Below are 14,151 nucleotides of genomic sequence, written 5' to 3' on the forward strand. Positions count from 1 at the left end.
CTCATGCGTTACTTCGTCAAATTCCCTTCCGGCCGCGAGGTCCCCGTCGATCTGACCGTGCTGCCCTCGGGCGAGATCCGCGCCGAGGTCGAGGGGCGATCGTTCGCGATCGACGCCTACGACCACCAGGGCGCGGTGCACCTCGATCTCGGCGGGCGCTCGGTCGAGCTCTGGATGGAGGGGACGCCCCCCGAGGTCGGCGTCGTCACGTCGTCGCGGCGGTTTTACGCGCGCGTCGAGAACGAACGGCTGCGCGCGCTTTCGAGCGTGCAGGGCGGCAGGAGCGGCGGCGGCGAGGGGCTCATCACGTCGCCGATGCCGGGCCGCGTGCTCAAGGTGCTCGTGACCGAGGGCGACGAGATCCACGCGGGGCGGCCGCTCGTCGTGGTCGAAGCCATGAAGATGGAGAACGAGCTCGCGTCCACGCGCGACGGTCGGGTGAAGAAGGTCTACGTGACCGCTGGCGCGACCGTCGAGGGGGGTGCCAAGCTCGTCGAGATCGAATGAGTCTTCGAAAGCGCCTTCCGCTCGCCCACCTGCCGACCCCCCTCCAGCGCCCGCGAAGGCTCGCCGCCGCGACGGGCATCGACCTTTGGGTCAAGCGCGACGACATGACGGGCGGCGCCGAGGCGGGCAACAAGATCCGCAAGCTCGAGTTCCTGCTCGGCGAGGCCCTCTCGCTCGAGTGCGACACGGTGCTCACTTGCGGGGGCCTGCAATCGAACCACGCCCGCGCCACGGCGCTCGCAGCCGCCTCGCTCGGCCTGCGCGCGGTGCTTTTTTTGAGGACGAACGATCCGTCGCTCGACCCTCCGCTGGAGGGCAACGTGCTGATCGACCGCCTCGCCGGCGCGGAGATCCGGCTGATCACGCCCGAGCAGTACCGGGATCGCGAGCGCATCCTGGACCGGGCCGCCGAGGAGCTGCGGGCCGAGGGGCAGAAGCCGTACGTGATCCCCGAGGGAGGATCGAACGGGCTCGGCGCGCTCGGGTACGTCGAGGCGATGGGCGAAGTGCGGCGGCAGATCGATCTCGGGCTCGGCGGGGGCAAGGCGTTCGACGCGGTCGTTGTCGCGTGTGGATCGGGCGGCACGGCGGCGGGCGCGGCGCTCGGCGCAGCGCTGCACGGGGTGGCGAGCGAGGTCGTGGCCGTCGCGGTCTGCGATGATGCGCCCACGTTCCAGGCGCGGATCGAAGGCATCGTCCGCGAGGCGCGTTCGCTCGACCCGCGCCTGCCGGAGCCCGCGCGCGTGACGGTCGACGACGCCCACAAGGGCCCGGCCTACGCCGTGAGCACGCCCGAACAACGCCGCCTGATCACGAGCGTGGCCGGTTTGTCCGGGATGGTGCTCGACCCGGTGTACACGGGCAAGGCGTTCTCGGCGCTGATGGATCTCGCAGGCGCGGGCGGCCCGCTCGCCGGCAAGCGGATCCTGTTCGTGCATACGGGCGGCTTGCCGGGGCTCCTGGCGCAAGGGGCGACGTTCGAGGACGCGCTCGGTCTCGACTGAAGAACCAAAGGAAGAGGCGAACCCATGCTCCCGCGCGTCCTCGAACCCGAGGTCATGGACACCCCCGAGGAGGCCCGTGACTACGACGCCATGGACCACGCCGCGGTGAACCGCGCGTTCTGCGAGGATGTGCTCGCGGTTCTCCCGGTCCCGAAGCGCGTGCTCGACGTCGGGACGGGCACGGCGCGCATCCCGATCGAGCTCTGCGCGCTCTCGCCGAACGCCGAGGTCGTGGCCATCGATCTCGCCGAGCACATGCTCACGCTCGCCCGGGAGAACATCACGCGCGCGGGCCTCGCCTCCCGCGTGACCGTCGCGAAGATCGACGCGAAGGCCCTGCCCTACCCCGACGGATCCTTCGGCGCCGTCGTGTCGAACTCGATCATCCACCACATCCCCGAGCCCGCGCAGGTCCTCGCCGAGATGTGGCGCGTGACCTCCCGCGGTGGCCTTCTCTTTGTGCGCGACCTCCACCGGCCCGAGACCGAAGCCGAGATCGATCGTCTCGTCACGCTCCACGGCGGCGAGCGCCCGGCCGATCCGGCCGCCGTGCCATCGTTCGAGCACCAACGATCTCTCTTCCGCGCTTCGCTCGCCGCGGCGCTCACCGTCTCGGAGATCGCCACGTTCGTGGCGCCGCTCGGAATCCCCGCGTCGGCCGTGCGGAAGACGAGCGATCGACACTGGACGCTCTCCGCCGTCAAACCCTGACGTCGAAGAGCGCCCGCGCGCGTGGAGTGGAGATTCAGGGGTGGATGTGCACCACGGTGCCTTCGCCCGTGGATTCGCTCGCCTGCACGCCGTGCCAATCCGTGGGGAGCGGCGGATCGGTCCACATGAAGACGCGGCGCGCGTCGATCGGCGAGAGGTTGATGCAGCCGTGGCTCCGGGGCTTTCCGTACTCGTCGTGCCACGGCGCCGCGTGGAGCGCGTAACCCGCCTCGAAGTACTGCACCCACGGCACGTCGCGCAGCTCGAACTTGTTGCCGACCTCGTGCGAGTCCATCGTGGTCGTGACGTGCTTCTCGCGGATCTTGAAGGTGCCGCGCACGGTCGAGTACGTCTTCTTGGGATCCCCGAGCCCGTCGCGGCCCGTCGCCACCGCCGTCGCGAAGACCGGCTTCGTCCCCTCGTACAGGATGAGGATCTGGCTCAGGATCGAGATGTCGATCCACTTCTTCGTCTTCGCCGCGAAGCTCGGCAGCTCCGAGGGTTTGACCGCGATCGCCACGTCGCTGTCCTTGATCCACGTCCCGTCCTTGGCCTCGACGAGGCGCGTCTCGCCGATCCGCATGCTCTTGCCCGTGAGCTGGATGGGCGTGTGGAACGCGAGCTTGCCCGCCTTCTCGAGCGAGCGCTTGCTCGTGTCGTACTTGTACGCGTCGGGGACGCGCACGAACGCGAGCGGCAGCTCCCAGCCCTTGCGCATGTCGACGCCGTGGAACGTCGATCCCCGCGCAGGCTTGAGCTTCGAGGTCGGCACGAGGCGCGCATCCGTGGTCATCGCGAAGCGCCGGTCGTTGTCGCCGACGAACGTGCCGATGAGCGCGAGGCCCGCGTGCCGTGCGACGCGGTTCGTGATGATCGCGTAGTCGGGGACCTTGAACGTCGAGATGTTCGGGATCTTGCGGCCGCCCTGGAAAAACCAGGGATCGCGTCGTTCCCATCGCCGCCGTAGAGCTCCTGATCCGGGAGGTCCGGCGCCTCGGTCGGCGGCTCGCCGATCGCGTTGCCCTCTGCGTCGAGCGGCACGTCGTTCGCGCCGACCTCGATCGCATCCCACTTCTTCTGGAGGCGCTTGTAGCTGCGGAGGTGCTCCTTCAGCCGCATTTCGTACTGGAACTGCTCGGCCTTCGACGCAGGCCGGTAGTAGTTCGGCGCGATGGCTCGTACGAACGCGTAAGGATACGGCATCGGCTTCGAGAGGTCCGGCCGACGCGTGAGCGCCCGCAAGATCGGGTGCTTCATGTCGATCGACGCGCTGCCCTCGGCGCAGATGTATCCAGCCGGAAGGACGCGGTAATACCCGCCCTGGCAGTCGTCGAACGCAGCCGGCTTCTCCCCGCGCACCGCGGTCGCGCCCGCGCGCAGGTAGCCGATCTTCGGCGACCTTCGATCCGGCTTCAGGTAGACGGGCGCCGCCATCTCCACGGCGCCAATGCGGGGGCCGCCCTCTTTGGGGACCGTCGCCGGATCCGCCGCGACCTGCTCGGCAGGCGCGGACAAGCTGACGATGCCCTCAGGAGAGCCCTTGCCCTTGCACCCGGCGAGCGCAAGCACACCGAGGGCCAGGAGGGAGAGCCGCTTGCGTGCGTCCATGGGCCCCGGATGCCGGAAGTCAGCCGAGAGGGCCAAGTTTTGAGCCCGAGCCCCGGAAACGACGGCCCCGACGGACCCCACACCAAAGGACGCTCGAAGAGCTTGCGCAGGGGCAAACTTCCCGCTAGGTTGCTGGCCCCCGCGTCCGAAAACGCGGCGTGCGCCACTAGCTCAGCTGGATAGAGCGTCGGCCTCCGGAGCCGAAGGCCAGTGGTTCGAATCCACTGTGGCGCGCAGAGTCTTCACCGCATCCCGTTCATCGCAGCGGGGAGCACGTCTGTGCTCACCGGCTTTACGAGGTGGTGCTCGAAGCCCGCCTCGGCCGTGTGCCTGCGATCCTCCTCCTGGCCATACCCCGTCACCGCGAGCAGGCGCGGCGCCGCGCCCCCAGATGCTCGCGGATCCGCGCGGCGAGCTCGTAGCCGTCCATCACCGGCAGCCCGATGTCGAGCACGGCCACGTCCGGCGCGAATGACTCGAGCATCGAGAGCGCCTGCGGCCCGTCGAAGGCCACGGCCACGAGCCATCCCTGCGCGCGGATCACGTCCGCGAGCAGCGTCGCTGCTTCCTCGCATGCCCTGCGCGCCTTGCACGAACGGCTCGAAGACCCGCGCGAGCAGCTCTGCGCTCATGCCCACGCCCGTGTCGCGCACCGCGGACACGAGGGTCTCGCCATGTCGCGCGGCCGAGACCTCGACACTCCCGCCGGGCTCGGTGTACTTCGCCGCGTTCGTGAAAAGGTTGGCGAAGACCTGCGCGAGCCTGTCGGGATCCGCGTTCACGGAGAGTCCAGTCCGCGGCACGTTCATGGTCACGTGGTGGCGGCGTTCTTCGAGCAGCGGGCTCGCCATCTCGAGCGCCCGCGTGATCACCGATTCGAGCTCGGTGGGGCGCTTCGAGAGCGAAATGAGGCCACGTGCGACGCGCGAGACGTCGAGCAAATCGTCGACCCTCCGGCCGAGGTGATGCACTTGCCGCGTGATCACCTGCTCGGGTCGGCCGAGCTGTCCGCCGCGTGCATGCGGATCAGCTCGAGCGCCGTGCCCATCGGGGCGAGCGAGTTGCGCAGCTCGTGCCCGAGCATCGCCAGAAATTCGTCCTTCGCGCGATTGGCCGCCTCGGCCTAGCTGCGCAGCGCCTCCACGCGCGCCGTCGCTCGCTCGGCGTTTTGCCGCGCCAAGCGCTCACTTTCGTGAGCCTCGCGCAGGAGCGCAATCGCCGCGTTGCGTTCGTTCGTGGGCCAACGGATGAGCACGCCCATCAGGAGAAAAACGACCAGGCTCGTGACCTTTTCGATCGACCCGCCGAGCGTCGGCTCATCGTGTCGAAGGAAAACCAGCCACGCTGGAGCCGCCGACGAGTGTGGTGAGCATTTCGGCACGGAATCCTTCATACCAGCCGCTCAGCACCACGGCGGGGAAACATCGTGATGAACGGAACGGCATTGCCGACCGCCGGCGTCAGCAATGCGCGCGCGCCGTGACCGAACCCGGCCGATAGGAGCGCCACCGCGTAACGTTTCCACGCCGCGCGTGTCGAAGGCGCCTCCGAGCGGTTCAATACCGTACCTCTTGGCTCCGCGATGTTCCGGCGATCGGAACGAAATAGCTACGGATCTCGCGACACCGCGATTCTGGACGAACGGCGGCGTCCTGCAAGCAGAGATTCGAGGTGGAATGGATGGAAAGGAAATCCGTTTGAGCAAAAACGGATCATGGGGAGGGACGGGACGCTCGGCGGTTCGAGCGTTCAGACGGTCAGGGCGCTTTGACGTCCTCGAAGTTCGTCCTCGCGGCAATGTGCTCCTCGCTCAAGTTGAGCAGGATGGGCAGGGTCTCGCATTGCCAATCGTCGTCAGCAATACGGCGCACGGTGACGCGGCCGGGGACGAGGTTGTAGACCGCGTCGACGATATCCATGATGACGTAGAACCCGTTCGAGTTGCAGAAGCGCATCTTGACGAAGTCCATCGTCGTCTCGGTGACGGACTGCCGGGGGAGGACCTTCGCGAGCTCCTCGAGGTACGTGTGGAGGTAGCGGTAGGGGTTGTCCACCCGGATGACGCCCTCGAACGTCAGAATCAGGTGATGATCATCGAGCTTCGCGACCGAGTGGAACACGCTCAGTCCGCCGTCCATGATTTCACCATAGGTGAGGACCTTCATGCGAAACCTCTCATCGGGAATAGCGCTTTGACAACGAGGAACCCCTGCTCGTACTCAGCCGTGAGCTTGAACTTGCTCTCCGCGGTGAGTCGCATGAGGCCGAGGCCTCCCTTCGCCTTGTCGATACGCCGGCGATAGACCGTGTCAGCGAGGAGCTTCCGCGGGTCCTCGGCGTTGGCGATGATGGTGAAGCGATCGCGGACGGCTTTGAACTCGTCTTCCGTGGCGGGGTTCGCCACGGTGATCATGAGCTCGTCGCCGTCGATCTTCAGGTCGACGCGCAAGGCGCCGTCCCGGATCGAGCAATGCTCCATCACGTTGGTGACCAGCTCGATGACGACCACGTTCGCCTTCGAGCAGATCTGCCGCGGGTAAAACATCCCCAAAAGGTCGAAGAGAAAGTTCCCGAGCAGGCCTGCCACGTCGCCGGCCACGTGATCGAGCGGCGCGATGGAAATCGACGCTCCGACGGCCGTCTGCGTCCGGTTGCCCCCGGCGCTCATTTAGCGCACCTTCGCATGATGAGGAGCGTGATGTCGTCGATGTCCTCGGCCCTGAAGGACGTATAGTCGTCTACACATCTCTTCAGGATATCCTGGACGGGTTCTTCGCTATGCCGCGCGATGATGTCGTTGAGACGTTGCACGGTATAACCCTTTCCCTCTGCATCTAAAGCCTCGACCATACCATCCGTGTACAGCGCCAGGACGTCTCCCTGCTCGAACGGCAGCTCGAACTCACGGAACGGTTTGGTCCTCAAACCGATGTAATTGCCCACCCTGTTGAACGTTCGCTGCATCCCGTGCCGGACCAGGAGCCCATATCCGCCTCCGGAAACGTAACGGATGAACCGATCGCTGAACACAACGAAGTTCACCGTGGCATACCGCCTCACTCCGCGGAGGAAGGCATACGATGCACGGTTGACCCAATCCACGATCGCGCTCGGGCTGTCGGAACGCCGCGTCGCATTCTCAATCTGCGCCTTCAAGAAGGACATGATGAGCGCCGACGACACCCCGTGCCCCGAGATGTCGAACACGCTGACAGCGAAGCGTTCCCCGGGTAGCTGGGAAAAATCGTAGTAATCTCCTCCAACCTCCGCGAGCTGCTTGTGGTAGATGGCGATTTCCAGCTCCGCAGAGAGCGCGGACGCGTCTGGCAAAAGCGCCTGCTGGATCCCTCGGGCAACCTCGAGGTCCTCGCTCAGGGTCCGGTGCTGAAGCTCGAGCTCGTTCTCGATGCGCGTCGCGTGCTCGAGCGTGAGCTCGTGCACCACGGACATCTCGTCGATGTCGGCTCGGAGACGCTCGCATTGCTCGACCAAGCCCCGACACCGGGTAAGGAGCTCGAGAGCCCCACCCTCGCGCGCGAGCAAAGCCTTGCAAGCAGCGTCGTCCGATAGGAGCGCCTTGACGGCTTCGAGATCCGTCTGCTCCGACCGAGCTTCGGCCACCGGATCCGACGAGCTGTCCTTCGATGCGGTCATCGTTCGAAGAAATCCTCTAACGCAGACGCCCTACGTTCCCCTCTCCCATCAGTCACAGAAGATCATCTCGAAGTTCTGGTTGAACTTCTTGAGGTTCGGGAGCGACTTGCCCTGCCACGGAATGGCCTTCGAGCCCCGGACGACAAGCTGCACGTCACCCTTCTTCCGCATGGCGATGGCGAACTTGTAGAGCACGTTGATGCCAGAGCTGTTCAGGAAGTTCAGCGTGCGCATGTCGATCGTGATCGACTTCGCATTGCCCAGGAGGACCTTCTCGAGCAGATCCTCGATCGGCTGGTATTCCTGCGGTCCGCCGAGGCGCAAGATACCCTCGAAGTAGACCGTGACCTCCGCGGGGTCGTACCAGACTCGATAGTTTCCACCTTTGATTTCCATTCTCGCCCTTTCCTTCAAGATGGGCAGCCGCGCCATCGTCCTAATGCAAGTGTTCTGCGCTGAGACCGGATCGAGCTTCCACCCCAGGCTCACGCCATAGTCGCTCATGATGATGAGATACCCGAGCCCGGAGCCCGTCGCCTCGACGTCCTCGGCGTTGGCCTCGGCCTGGCGACGCAGAAGCTCCCCCGGATCCTCACGCGAGAGCTCGAGCAGCTTCTCCCGCAGCGGAGGGACTTCGCCGTTGGCGATGTGGTTGCTCACCAGGCACACCAGATCTTCCTTGCCAATCCCAACCGTGACGTTGATGTCACCGCTGCGGTTGAACTTGACGGCGTTTTCCACGAGCTCGTTCAACACATAGCTCACCGCGCCGCTGACCTCCGCCCGGCTGATGAGCTTCCCGTCGTTGTCCGCATCCGGAAAGAGCTCGGCGAAGTACTCCGCCATGAAGTTCGCCGTGAGGTTGCAGAGGCTCCACCGCACCGCGAACGAATCCGGGTACAGGGTCAACGACATGTGCTCGCTGAACGAATCGTCCAGCGAATAGACGCCAATGATCTCACTCATAGTGTTGCCGGTCTCCTACGCGTCATAGCCTCTTGATGACCAACACGGTGATGTCATCGTAGACCTTGTTGGTTCCGATGTGGTTCATCAGGTCCTCGATGATCGCGTCCTTGATCTCCTGCGACGTCTTCTTGTGATTCTGAGAGACGATCTCGCATAGCCGCTCGACGCCGTACTGCGCCGTGTCGGTGCGCTCCGCCTCCGTCACCCCGTCCGTGAAGAGAACGACGACGTCCTCCGACTCCAGAGCGATCTCGGTGTTGGAGAGGAAATCGGTGATGTCCTCGTCCATACCCACCGGGAGCCCGAGCCCGGTCGTGTCCACACGCTCGAGCTCGCCCGAGGACCGTACGACGATGACCTCTTCGTGCTGCCCCGTGAGCCGGAGCTTGCCGTCACTGTAGTCCATCAGCGACAGCGTGAGGTTCTTGTCCGAGCTGATGCGCTGGATGTTCTGGTAGATGACCTTGTTGACGATGCCGAGGAACCGCGTCGGATCGGTCTCATTGCTGGCGAGTAGCGTACGAACCGCCGTCTGCACCATCAGCATGAGCACGCCGCTCTCGAGGCCGTGCCCCGTTACGTCGCCGATGCCGATCTTGATGACGCCGTTGCCGCGGAGCACATCGTAATAGTCACCGCCGACCTCGTCCGCAGGCGACATGTACCCCGCGATGTCGAGGTCCTTGATCTCCTGCAGCTCCTGCGCGGGCGGAAGCACCATGAGCTGGAGCTGCCGCGCCACGTTGAGCTCCGCGCCGAGCCGCAGGTTCTCCTGCGCGAGCTGGGCGTTGAGGCTCATGATCTCCTTGTTCGCGTCCTCGAGCTCCCCGGTCCGTGCCTTGACGAGCGCTTCGAGGTTGTTCGTATGGGCCTGGATCTCGGCGGCCATCTCGTTGAAGGCCGCCGTGAGCTGCCCGATCTCGTCCTCGCTCGTCACGTGCACGCGCACCGCGTAGTCGCCCTGGCGCATGCGCGTCGCGCCCTCCGAGAGGGCCACGAGCGTGCCGGTCATCTTCCGCGAGACGAGGAAGACGCCCGCCATGAGGACGAGGATCGAGCCGAAGGAGACGAACGCCTGGCTCGCCACGATGCTCGTCCGGCTCGCCTCGATCGCATCCTGCGCCTTGTACAAAGACGCATAAATCTCTTTCTTCGGCACCACGAAGCCGAGCGTCCAGTTCTCCGGCGCGATCTTGCCGTCCGCCAGGGTCTGGAACGTCGTCAACTGCTTCAGCACCATGATGTGCGGCTGCCCGCCGATCTGCACATCCTCGCGGTAGTGAACCGCCACGTCGGTCGGGAGCGCGATCGCCGCGACCTCAGACTCGGTGCTGTCCTTCAAGAACCGATGCAGGAGCTCGAGGCCCTGCTTGTCCGCCTTTGTCGTCAGGCCGAGCTTCTTCACGCCGGTGTCATTCACCGCGACGACGTTGCCGTTCGCCTGCGCGAGGAACGCAAAGCCCGTCTCTGCGAGCTTGACGTCCTTGATGTACGTGATGAGCGTCTCCAGCGTCAGATCAACGGCGACCGCCCCCTCGATGCCCGTCCGATCCTTCGCCCACACCGGGTGGAAGATCGTCATGATCAGGCCGCCGCCACCAGCATCCATGTACGGCGGGAAGATCGTCGCGTGGGTCTTGCGCGCCTGAACGCCGCCGGGTTCCTTGATCCACGTCTCCCAGCTCGGGATGAGGCCGGCATAGAAGAACTCGTAGAAGTTCGTCTTGTTATGGCCCGGATAGAGCTCATCGAAGACCTTGCCGAGGTCCGCGTATGGCGAAAGGCGCACGAACGGATACGCGGGCGGCCCGACCATGTAGATCTGGAGCTTCGGCGCCCCATGCCGCGTGAACGACGGCAGGATGAGGTCCAGGTACGCGGACTTGTCGATCGCCGCCTGCGCGTCGGGCAGGATCACGCCGTCCTTCTGCATGTAGCCCCAGGCCGTGATGACCGAGGGCTCCGTGGGGTCGTTCTGCAGCCAATCCCCCGCAGGCTGATCCTTACCGTCCTTGTCCTTACGCTGCGTCGGCGGGGTGAACGAGAACCGATCCTTGAAATACGGCATCGACGACAGGGTGGCGTGGATGCCACTCATGTCGCCGTCCTTGTCGACGATGGTTTGCGCTATGTCGGAGACGACCTCAAGGTCGGCGATGGCTTGCTGAAAGCTCGAGTTGACGTGCTGGCTCGTGTCGACAAGGTGGTTCGTCAGCGACTCGCGGTAGGCGATATTGAGGCCCGCCTCGATCTCGCGGGTCGCCTCCAGGCTCAGTTTGTGGATGCCCTGACGGGCCACGAGCATGTTGAGGATCGCGCCGAGCAGAACGCTGACGCCCGTGACCAGAAGAAACTTGGTGTTGAATTTCTTGAATCTCGCGAGCAGGCCGTTGGCCTTCGCTCCTCTGAGACTCTCACGAGCGTCTGACGACACGTCTACCTATCTCCTGGCAACGCCCTCGGGGGCCCCGGCAGAGGTGCCACGTTAAACGGTCTGCGTCCTGGGATCCACACGAAACATGCGCCCTTTCCCCGGCCAACGTTCGCGTCCGACGATCGACGTTTCCTTGACTCCTGTGGCTCGCCGCCGAGATCAGCTGGTCCGGAACGGCTTACGTCCCGACGCAGCGATGATGGGCCATACCGCATAGCCACGATCGCTGAGGATCGTTTCCATGTGTGCCCGCAAACCCTTTTCGACATCCGCGTGATGGGATGGATCCACGCCAGCCGCCGCGCCGAACTGCCAGGCGACGCGGATCCAGAGCTCGACGACCCGCGCGAGCTCGTTCGGGTCGGAGTTCGTGTTGCTGATGTTGATCTGGCTGATCTTGATATCTTCGAGCCCAGCGCCCTGAAGGAGGAAACGCCCCTTCGGCCCCATGTCGAGATCCACGCCGCCCTGACGGCTCACCTGGAGGAAGCTCTTGTACCCCTGCTGAATGACCTCCTCGTTTGGATAGCCAACCACGCAGGAGAGCATCTCGTTCGTGATGTAGATACGCCCGCCGGGGCGGCATATCCGTACGAGCTCGTGGAGGATCTTCTCCGGCTGATGGAAGATCTGAAGCGATAGCCGGCAGGCCACGAAGTCGAACGAGTTGTCGGCGAGGAGGAGCGCCGCGGCGTCGCCGTATTGATACTCGATGTTCTCCAGCCCGTAATCCGATACCACCTGCCGCGCATACCGCAGGAGGGGCCTCGAATGATCGACGCCGACGAGGTACTCTGGCCGGAAGTCACGCTGGATGAAGATGTCGAAGCAGCCGAGGCCGCAGCAGATGTCGGCCACGCGCAGCCCCGGGCGCAAGCCGTGCTGCGTCAGGAGTTCCTGCTCGTGATGCCAGATGAGCTTCTCCTGCATCCGGAGGACGGTAATGAACTCGTCGTCCTCGAGCACCGGCTGGGTCGGATAGAGGGCCTTGTCATAGACCTCGATCGTGACCGCCGGATAGAGCTCGGCAATGACCTGGAACTTGCGTATGGCCCAGGGAATGACGCTGGAGAGGACGAACTTGATACGAAGGTCCGGGCGCGCATGCGCCACCCAGCGTACGAAGCGGTTCAGCTCGAGGAACGCGACGTTGTTCATGTACTTGAGCCGCTTCAAGTTCACGCACAACGTGCCTCGCGCGCTTCGAGCCGCCTGCTCGAGGGAAGCGCGAACCGAGGCCATCTCATCAGCGACGAACGGGCGCAACGTACCCGTAAGGGTAACCTCCTGCTCCTCGTTCCCCGTGAGCCTCATGTTGAGGGCCACGGGCATACATGAAGGAGGTACGCCGGAGGACGGCGTACCCGAAGACGCGGGAGCGACGGAGTTGCTCATACCTCCCCCATATCGTCGACCTCTGGCAGCTCGAGGAAGAGGCTCAACCGGTCCTGGCCCGGCGGCTCGGATATCGTGAGCGTACAGGTATACACGGCGGCGAGCTCGAGCAAACCAAGCATCGTATCCTCGCCGTCCGCCGGATCCTCCAGCCTGGCGCGATACCAGCTCTTGAGATCGGGCTGGTTCACGATCTGCACGGCCATACGATAGAATACTCGATTCTGCTCGGTGACCGGGAGCGTGATCTGCAGGATCACGTGCCGGGCTCGCCTGCGGAAGATGAGCTCGATCTGCCCGTCTGCCGCGTGGTTGCGATAGATGACCTCGAGAAGCTCGTTGATGAACGTCGAAAGCAGCGTCGCATGACGCTCAGGGTCCCCCTCGTTCGCGCTCACGTAACGAGCGAGGTAGTTCGCGAGCAGATGACAGTGCCCCCACTCCCGTGCAAAGCCGCCCACTGTAAAGCGAGCCGCCATGATCATCCTGTATCGGCTCGAGGCGAACTCGGCTTCCATGGGCGGAGCCGGTGTGATGGTCTTGACAATCGACATCGGGACCTCGAAGGCGGCCGACCGTCGGCCTAGAAAGGCTAGCCGGTCCCGACGTCGACGTCGAGTGCCGTCTGTCCAACCGTGGTGGCTCGCGACGTGTCTCAACATGCTTCGCAAGCGGCCGTTCGCGCACGCGCGGGTAGCAGCTACCATGCCACCCCTATCACAGTCCACCACACGGCCGCGAGCAAAGCACGAAGCCCGCGACGGACGGCGAAGAACGGCAGAAGCAGAAAGCTCTTGTAGCGCAGTTCACCCGAAAGCCGGCGCCAAACCCTCGGGTTTGTCCGCGGCGAGACGAAACGAGCCTCGCATGCTAGGTTCGTCGCGGCTCGCCCGGCCGAAGGTGTTTCCCATGAAGCAGCTCGTGTTGTTCTCGGGCAAGCCCGAGCCCGAGCTCCCCGAGATCGATGCAGACCGCGCGATCGCCGAGAAGCTCGCTCCTACCGTTCAGATGGGGACGTCGACGTGGACGTTCCCAGGCTGGAGAGGAATTTTCTACCCAAAGGATATCCCCGAGCGGGAAATCACGACGCACGGGCTCCGGCTCTACACGCGAAACCCGCTGTTCCGCACCGTAGGGATCGATCGGAGCTACTACGCGCCGCTGCGCGCCGAGGAGCTCGCGCGGTACCGCGACGATCTGCCCGACGGGTACGGCTGCGCGATGAAGGTGTGGAGCGGAATCGTGGCGCGGCGGGATCCCCACACGGGAGAGCGCTCCCCCTGGTTCCTCGATCCACGCGCGTTCGAAGAGCGCGTGCTCGTTCCGATCGAGAAGAGTTTTTCCCGGAACGTGGGCGTGTTCTTGCTCGTGCTCTCGCCGATCCGCGCCGAGGAGCGGATGGATGCCGGCGAGCTCGCCGAGCGGCTCGATCGGTTCTTCGAAGCAGCGCCGCGATCGTTTCGCTACGCCGTGGAGCTCCGAAACCCGGAGCTGCTTTCGAGGGCGTACCTCGACACGCTCGCGCGGCACGAGGTGACACACGTGCTCGGCCTGTGGGAGCGAATGCCCACGATCGGCCGGCAACTCGCGGTGCCGAAGATCCTGACGGCGCCGCTCGTCGTGTGCCGGTTGTCCATACGCCCCGGCGAGAGGTACGAGGAGCGGCGGCGGATCTGCGCGCCCTTCGACAAGATCGTGGCGACGGACGAGGCGTCCCGCGCCGACGTCGTGGAGGTCGCAGCGCGCTGCGCCCGCGAGGGCCGAAGCCTCATGGTGCTCGTGAACAACAAGGTGGAAGGGTCCGCGCCGCTGACCGTGCGCGCGCTCGCGCGGCGGATCGCTGCGGGTCGCTGAGACGTACGTCCCGAC

14 protein-coding genes and 1 tRNA gene are annotated in these 14,151 nt (G+C 64.9%); 5 read left to right on the top strand and 10 right to left on the bottom strand.

All coding sequences use genetic code 11. The features are described from left to right. Positions 1 to 3 precede the first annotated feature (3 nt). The 3 genes from POL67_RS43430 to POL67_RS43440 are packed head-to-tail and all read left to right on the top strand — an operon-like array spanning position 4 to position 2,222. Positions 4 to 507 carry an acyl-CoA carboxylase biotin carboxyl carrier protein subunit gene (locus POL67_RS43430; protein WP_271927121.1) on the top strand — a complete coding sequence of 168 codons (504 nt, stop codon included), beginning with the start codon at positions 4 to 6 and terminating at the stop codon, positions 505 to 507. Continuing rightward, complete coding sequence (locus tag POL67_RS43435; RefSeq protein WP_271927123.1) at positions 504 to 1,511, top strand: D-cysteine desulfhydrase family protein; 1,008 nt, start codon at positions 504 to 506, stop codon at positions 1,509 to 1,511. The genes POL67_RS43430 and POL67_RS43435 overlap by 4 nt, the downstream gene beginning before the upstream one ends. 24 nt (positions 1,512 to 1,535) lie before the next feature. Then, a complete protein-coding gene (locus POL67_RS43440; protein WP_271927125.1) occupies positions 1,536 to 2,222 on the top strand; it encodes a class I SAM-dependent methyltransferase in 687 nt (228 codons plus the stop codon). Positions 2,223 to 2,256: 34 nt separating this feature from the next. On the opposite strand, the gene POL67_RS43445 is transcribed toward POL67_RS43440, so the two are convergent. Together POL67_RS43445 and POL67_RS43450 are read right to left on the bottom strand one after the other, a co-directional pair. Then, positions 2,257 to 3,015, bottom strand: coding sequence for a L,D-transpeptidase (locus POL67_RS43445; protein WP_271927126.1), 759 nt, complete (start codon positions 3,013 to 3,015; stop codon positions 2,257 to 2,259). After that, a complete protein-coding gene (locus POL67_RS43450; RefSeq protein WP_271927128.1) occupies positions 3,012 to 3,830 on the bottom strand; it encodes a hypothetical protein in 819 nt (272 codons plus the stop codon). The genes POL67_RS43445 and POL67_RS43450 overlap by 4 nt, the downstream gene beginning before the upstream one ends. A gap of 160 nt (positions 3,831 to 3,990) precedes the next feature. Between POL67_RS43450 and POL67_RS43455 the strand changes: the two genes are divergently transcribed. After that, positions 3,991 to 4,064: transfer RNA gene (locus POL67_RS43455), tRNA-Arg, on the top strand. An 8-nt stretch (positions 4,065 to 4,072) separates the two neighbouring features. Here the strand turns inward: POL67_RS43455 and POL67_RS54480 are convergent. The 8 genes from POL67_RS54480 to POL67_RS43495 all read right to left on the bottom strand — a co-directional run bounded on the left by POL67_RS54480 (position 4,073) and on the right by POL67_RS43495 (position 12,761). Further along, positions 4,073 to 4,816, bottom strand: a complete 744-nt coding sequence (locus tag POL67_RS54480; RefSeq protein ID WP_271927130.1) for a hybrid sensor histidine kinase/response regulator — start codon at positions 4,814 to 4,816, stop codon at positions 4,073 to 4,075. Between the two features lie 771 nt (positions 4,817 to 5,587). Continuing rightward, positions 5,588 to 5,995, bottom strand: a complete 408-nt coding sequence (locus tag POL67_RS43465; RefSeq protein ID WP_136928624.1) for a hypothetical protein — start codon at positions 5,993 to 5,995, stop codon at positions 5,588 to 5,590. Continuing rightward, on the bottom strand, positions 5,992 to 6,498 hold the full coding sequence (locus POL67_RS43470) for an ATP-binding protein (protein ID WP_136928625.1): 507 nt from the start codon (positions 6,496 to 6,498) through the stop codon (positions 5,992 to 5,994). Before POL67_RS43470 ends, POL67_RS43465 begins: the two co-directional genes overlap by 4 nt. Beyond that, positions 6,495 to 7,280 carry a PP2C family protein-serine/threonine phosphatase gene (locus tag POL67_RS43475; protein ID WP_232379460.1) on the bottom strand — a complete coding sequence of 262 codons (786 nt, stop codon included), beginning with the start codon at positions 7,278 to 7,280 and terminating at the stop codon, positions 6,495 to 6,497. The genes POL67_RS43470 and POL67_RS43475 overlap by 4 nt, the downstream gene beginning before the upstream one ends. Before the next feature lie 252 nt (positions 7,281 to 7,532). After that, positions 7,533 to 8,450 (bottom strand): slr1658 superfamily regulator, encoded by a 918-nt coding sequence (locus tag POL67_RS43480; RefSeq protein ID WP_136928627.1) that lies wholly within the window; start codon positions 8,448 to 8,450, stop codon positions 7,533 to 7,535. Between the two features lie 22 nt (positions 8,451 to 8,472). Continuing rightward, positions 8,473 to 10,887 carry a SpoIIE family protein phosphatase gene (locus POL67_RS43485; protein ID WP_271927131.1) on the bottom strand — a complete coding sequence of 805 codons (2,415 nt, stop codon included), beginning with the start codon at positions 10,885 to 10,887 and terminating at the stop codon, positions 8,473 to 8,475. A gap of 159 nt (positions 10,888 to 11,046) precedes the next feature. Continuing rightward, positions 11,047 to 12,069 carry a methyltransferase domain-containing protein gene (locus POL67_RS43490; protein ID WP_271927133.1) on the bottom strand — a complete coding sequence of 341 codons (1,023 nt, stop codon included), beginning with the start codon at positions 12,067 to 12,069 and terminating at the stop codon, positions 11,047 to 11,049. 209 nt (positions 12,070 to 12,278) lie between these two features. Then, entirely contained in the window at positions 12,279 to 12,761 is a 483-nt protein-coding gene (locus tag POL67_RS43495; RefSeq protein ID WP_271927134.1) for a hypothetical protein, read from the bottom strand. A gap of 388 nt (positions 12,762 to 13,149) precedes the next feature. Between POL67_RS43495 and POL67_RS43500 the strand changes: the two genes are divergently transcribed. After that, positions 13,150 to 14,136 carry a DUF72 domain-containing protein gene (locus POL67_RS43500; protein WP_271927135.1) on the top strand — a complete coding sequence of 329 codons (987 nt, stop codon included), beginning with the start codon at positions 13,150 to 13,152 and terminating at the stop codon, positions 14,134 to 14,136. The last annotated feature ends 15 nt before the right edge of the window (positions 14,137 to 14,151 follow it).

Origin of the sequence: Polyangium mundeleinium (genome assembly GCF_028369105.1) — a bacterium.
GTDB lineage: Bacteria > Myxococcota_A > Polyangia > Polyangiales > Polyangiaceae > Polyangium > Polyangium mundeleinium.

Coding starts and splice junctions, on each gene's coding strand:
- POL67_RS43450 (WP_271927128.1), bottom strand. CDS start 3,830: ATGGACGCACGCAAGCGGCTCTCCCTCCTGGCCCTCGGTGTGCTTGCG.
- POL67_RS43500 (WP_271927135.1), top strand. CDS start 13,150: ATGCTAGGTTCGTCGCGGCTCGCCCGGCCGAAGGTGTTTCCCATGAAG.
- POL67_RS43445 (WP_271927126.1), bottom strand. CDS start 3,015: ATGACCACGGATGCGCGCCTCGTGCCGACCTCGAAGCTCAAGCCTGCG.
- POL67_RS43475 (WP_232379460.1), bottom strand. CDS start 7,280: ATGTCCGTGGTGCACGAGCTCACGCTCGAGCACGCGACGCGCATCGAG.
- POL67_RS43435 (WP_271927123.1), top strand. CDS start 504: ATGAGTCTTCGAAAGCGCCTTCCGCTCGCCCACCTGCCGACCCCCCTC.
- POL67_RS43480 (WP_136928627.1), bottom strand. CDS start 8,450: ATGAGTGAGATCATTGGCGTCTATTCGCTGGACGATTCGTTCAGCGAG.
- POL67_RS43495 (WP_271927134.1), bottom strand. CDS start 12,761: ATGGCGGCTCGCTTTACAGTGGGCGGCTTTGCACGGGAGTGGGGGCAC.
- POL67_RS43430 (WP_271927121.1), top strand. CDS start 4: ATGCGTTACTTCGTCAAATTCCCTTCCGGCCGCGAGGTCCCCGTCGAT.
- POL67_RS43440 (WP_271927125.1), top strand. CDS start 1,536: ATGCTCCCGCGCGTCCTCGAACCCGAGGTCATGGACACCCCCGAGGAG.
- POL67_RS43465 (WP_136928624.1), bottom strand. CDS start 5,995: ATGAAGGTCCTCACCTATGGTGAAATCATGGACGGCGGACTGAGCGTG.
- POL67_RS43470 (WP_136928625.1), bottom strand. CDS start 6,498: ATGAGCGCCGGGGGCAACCGGACGCAGACGGCCGTCGGAGCGTCGATT.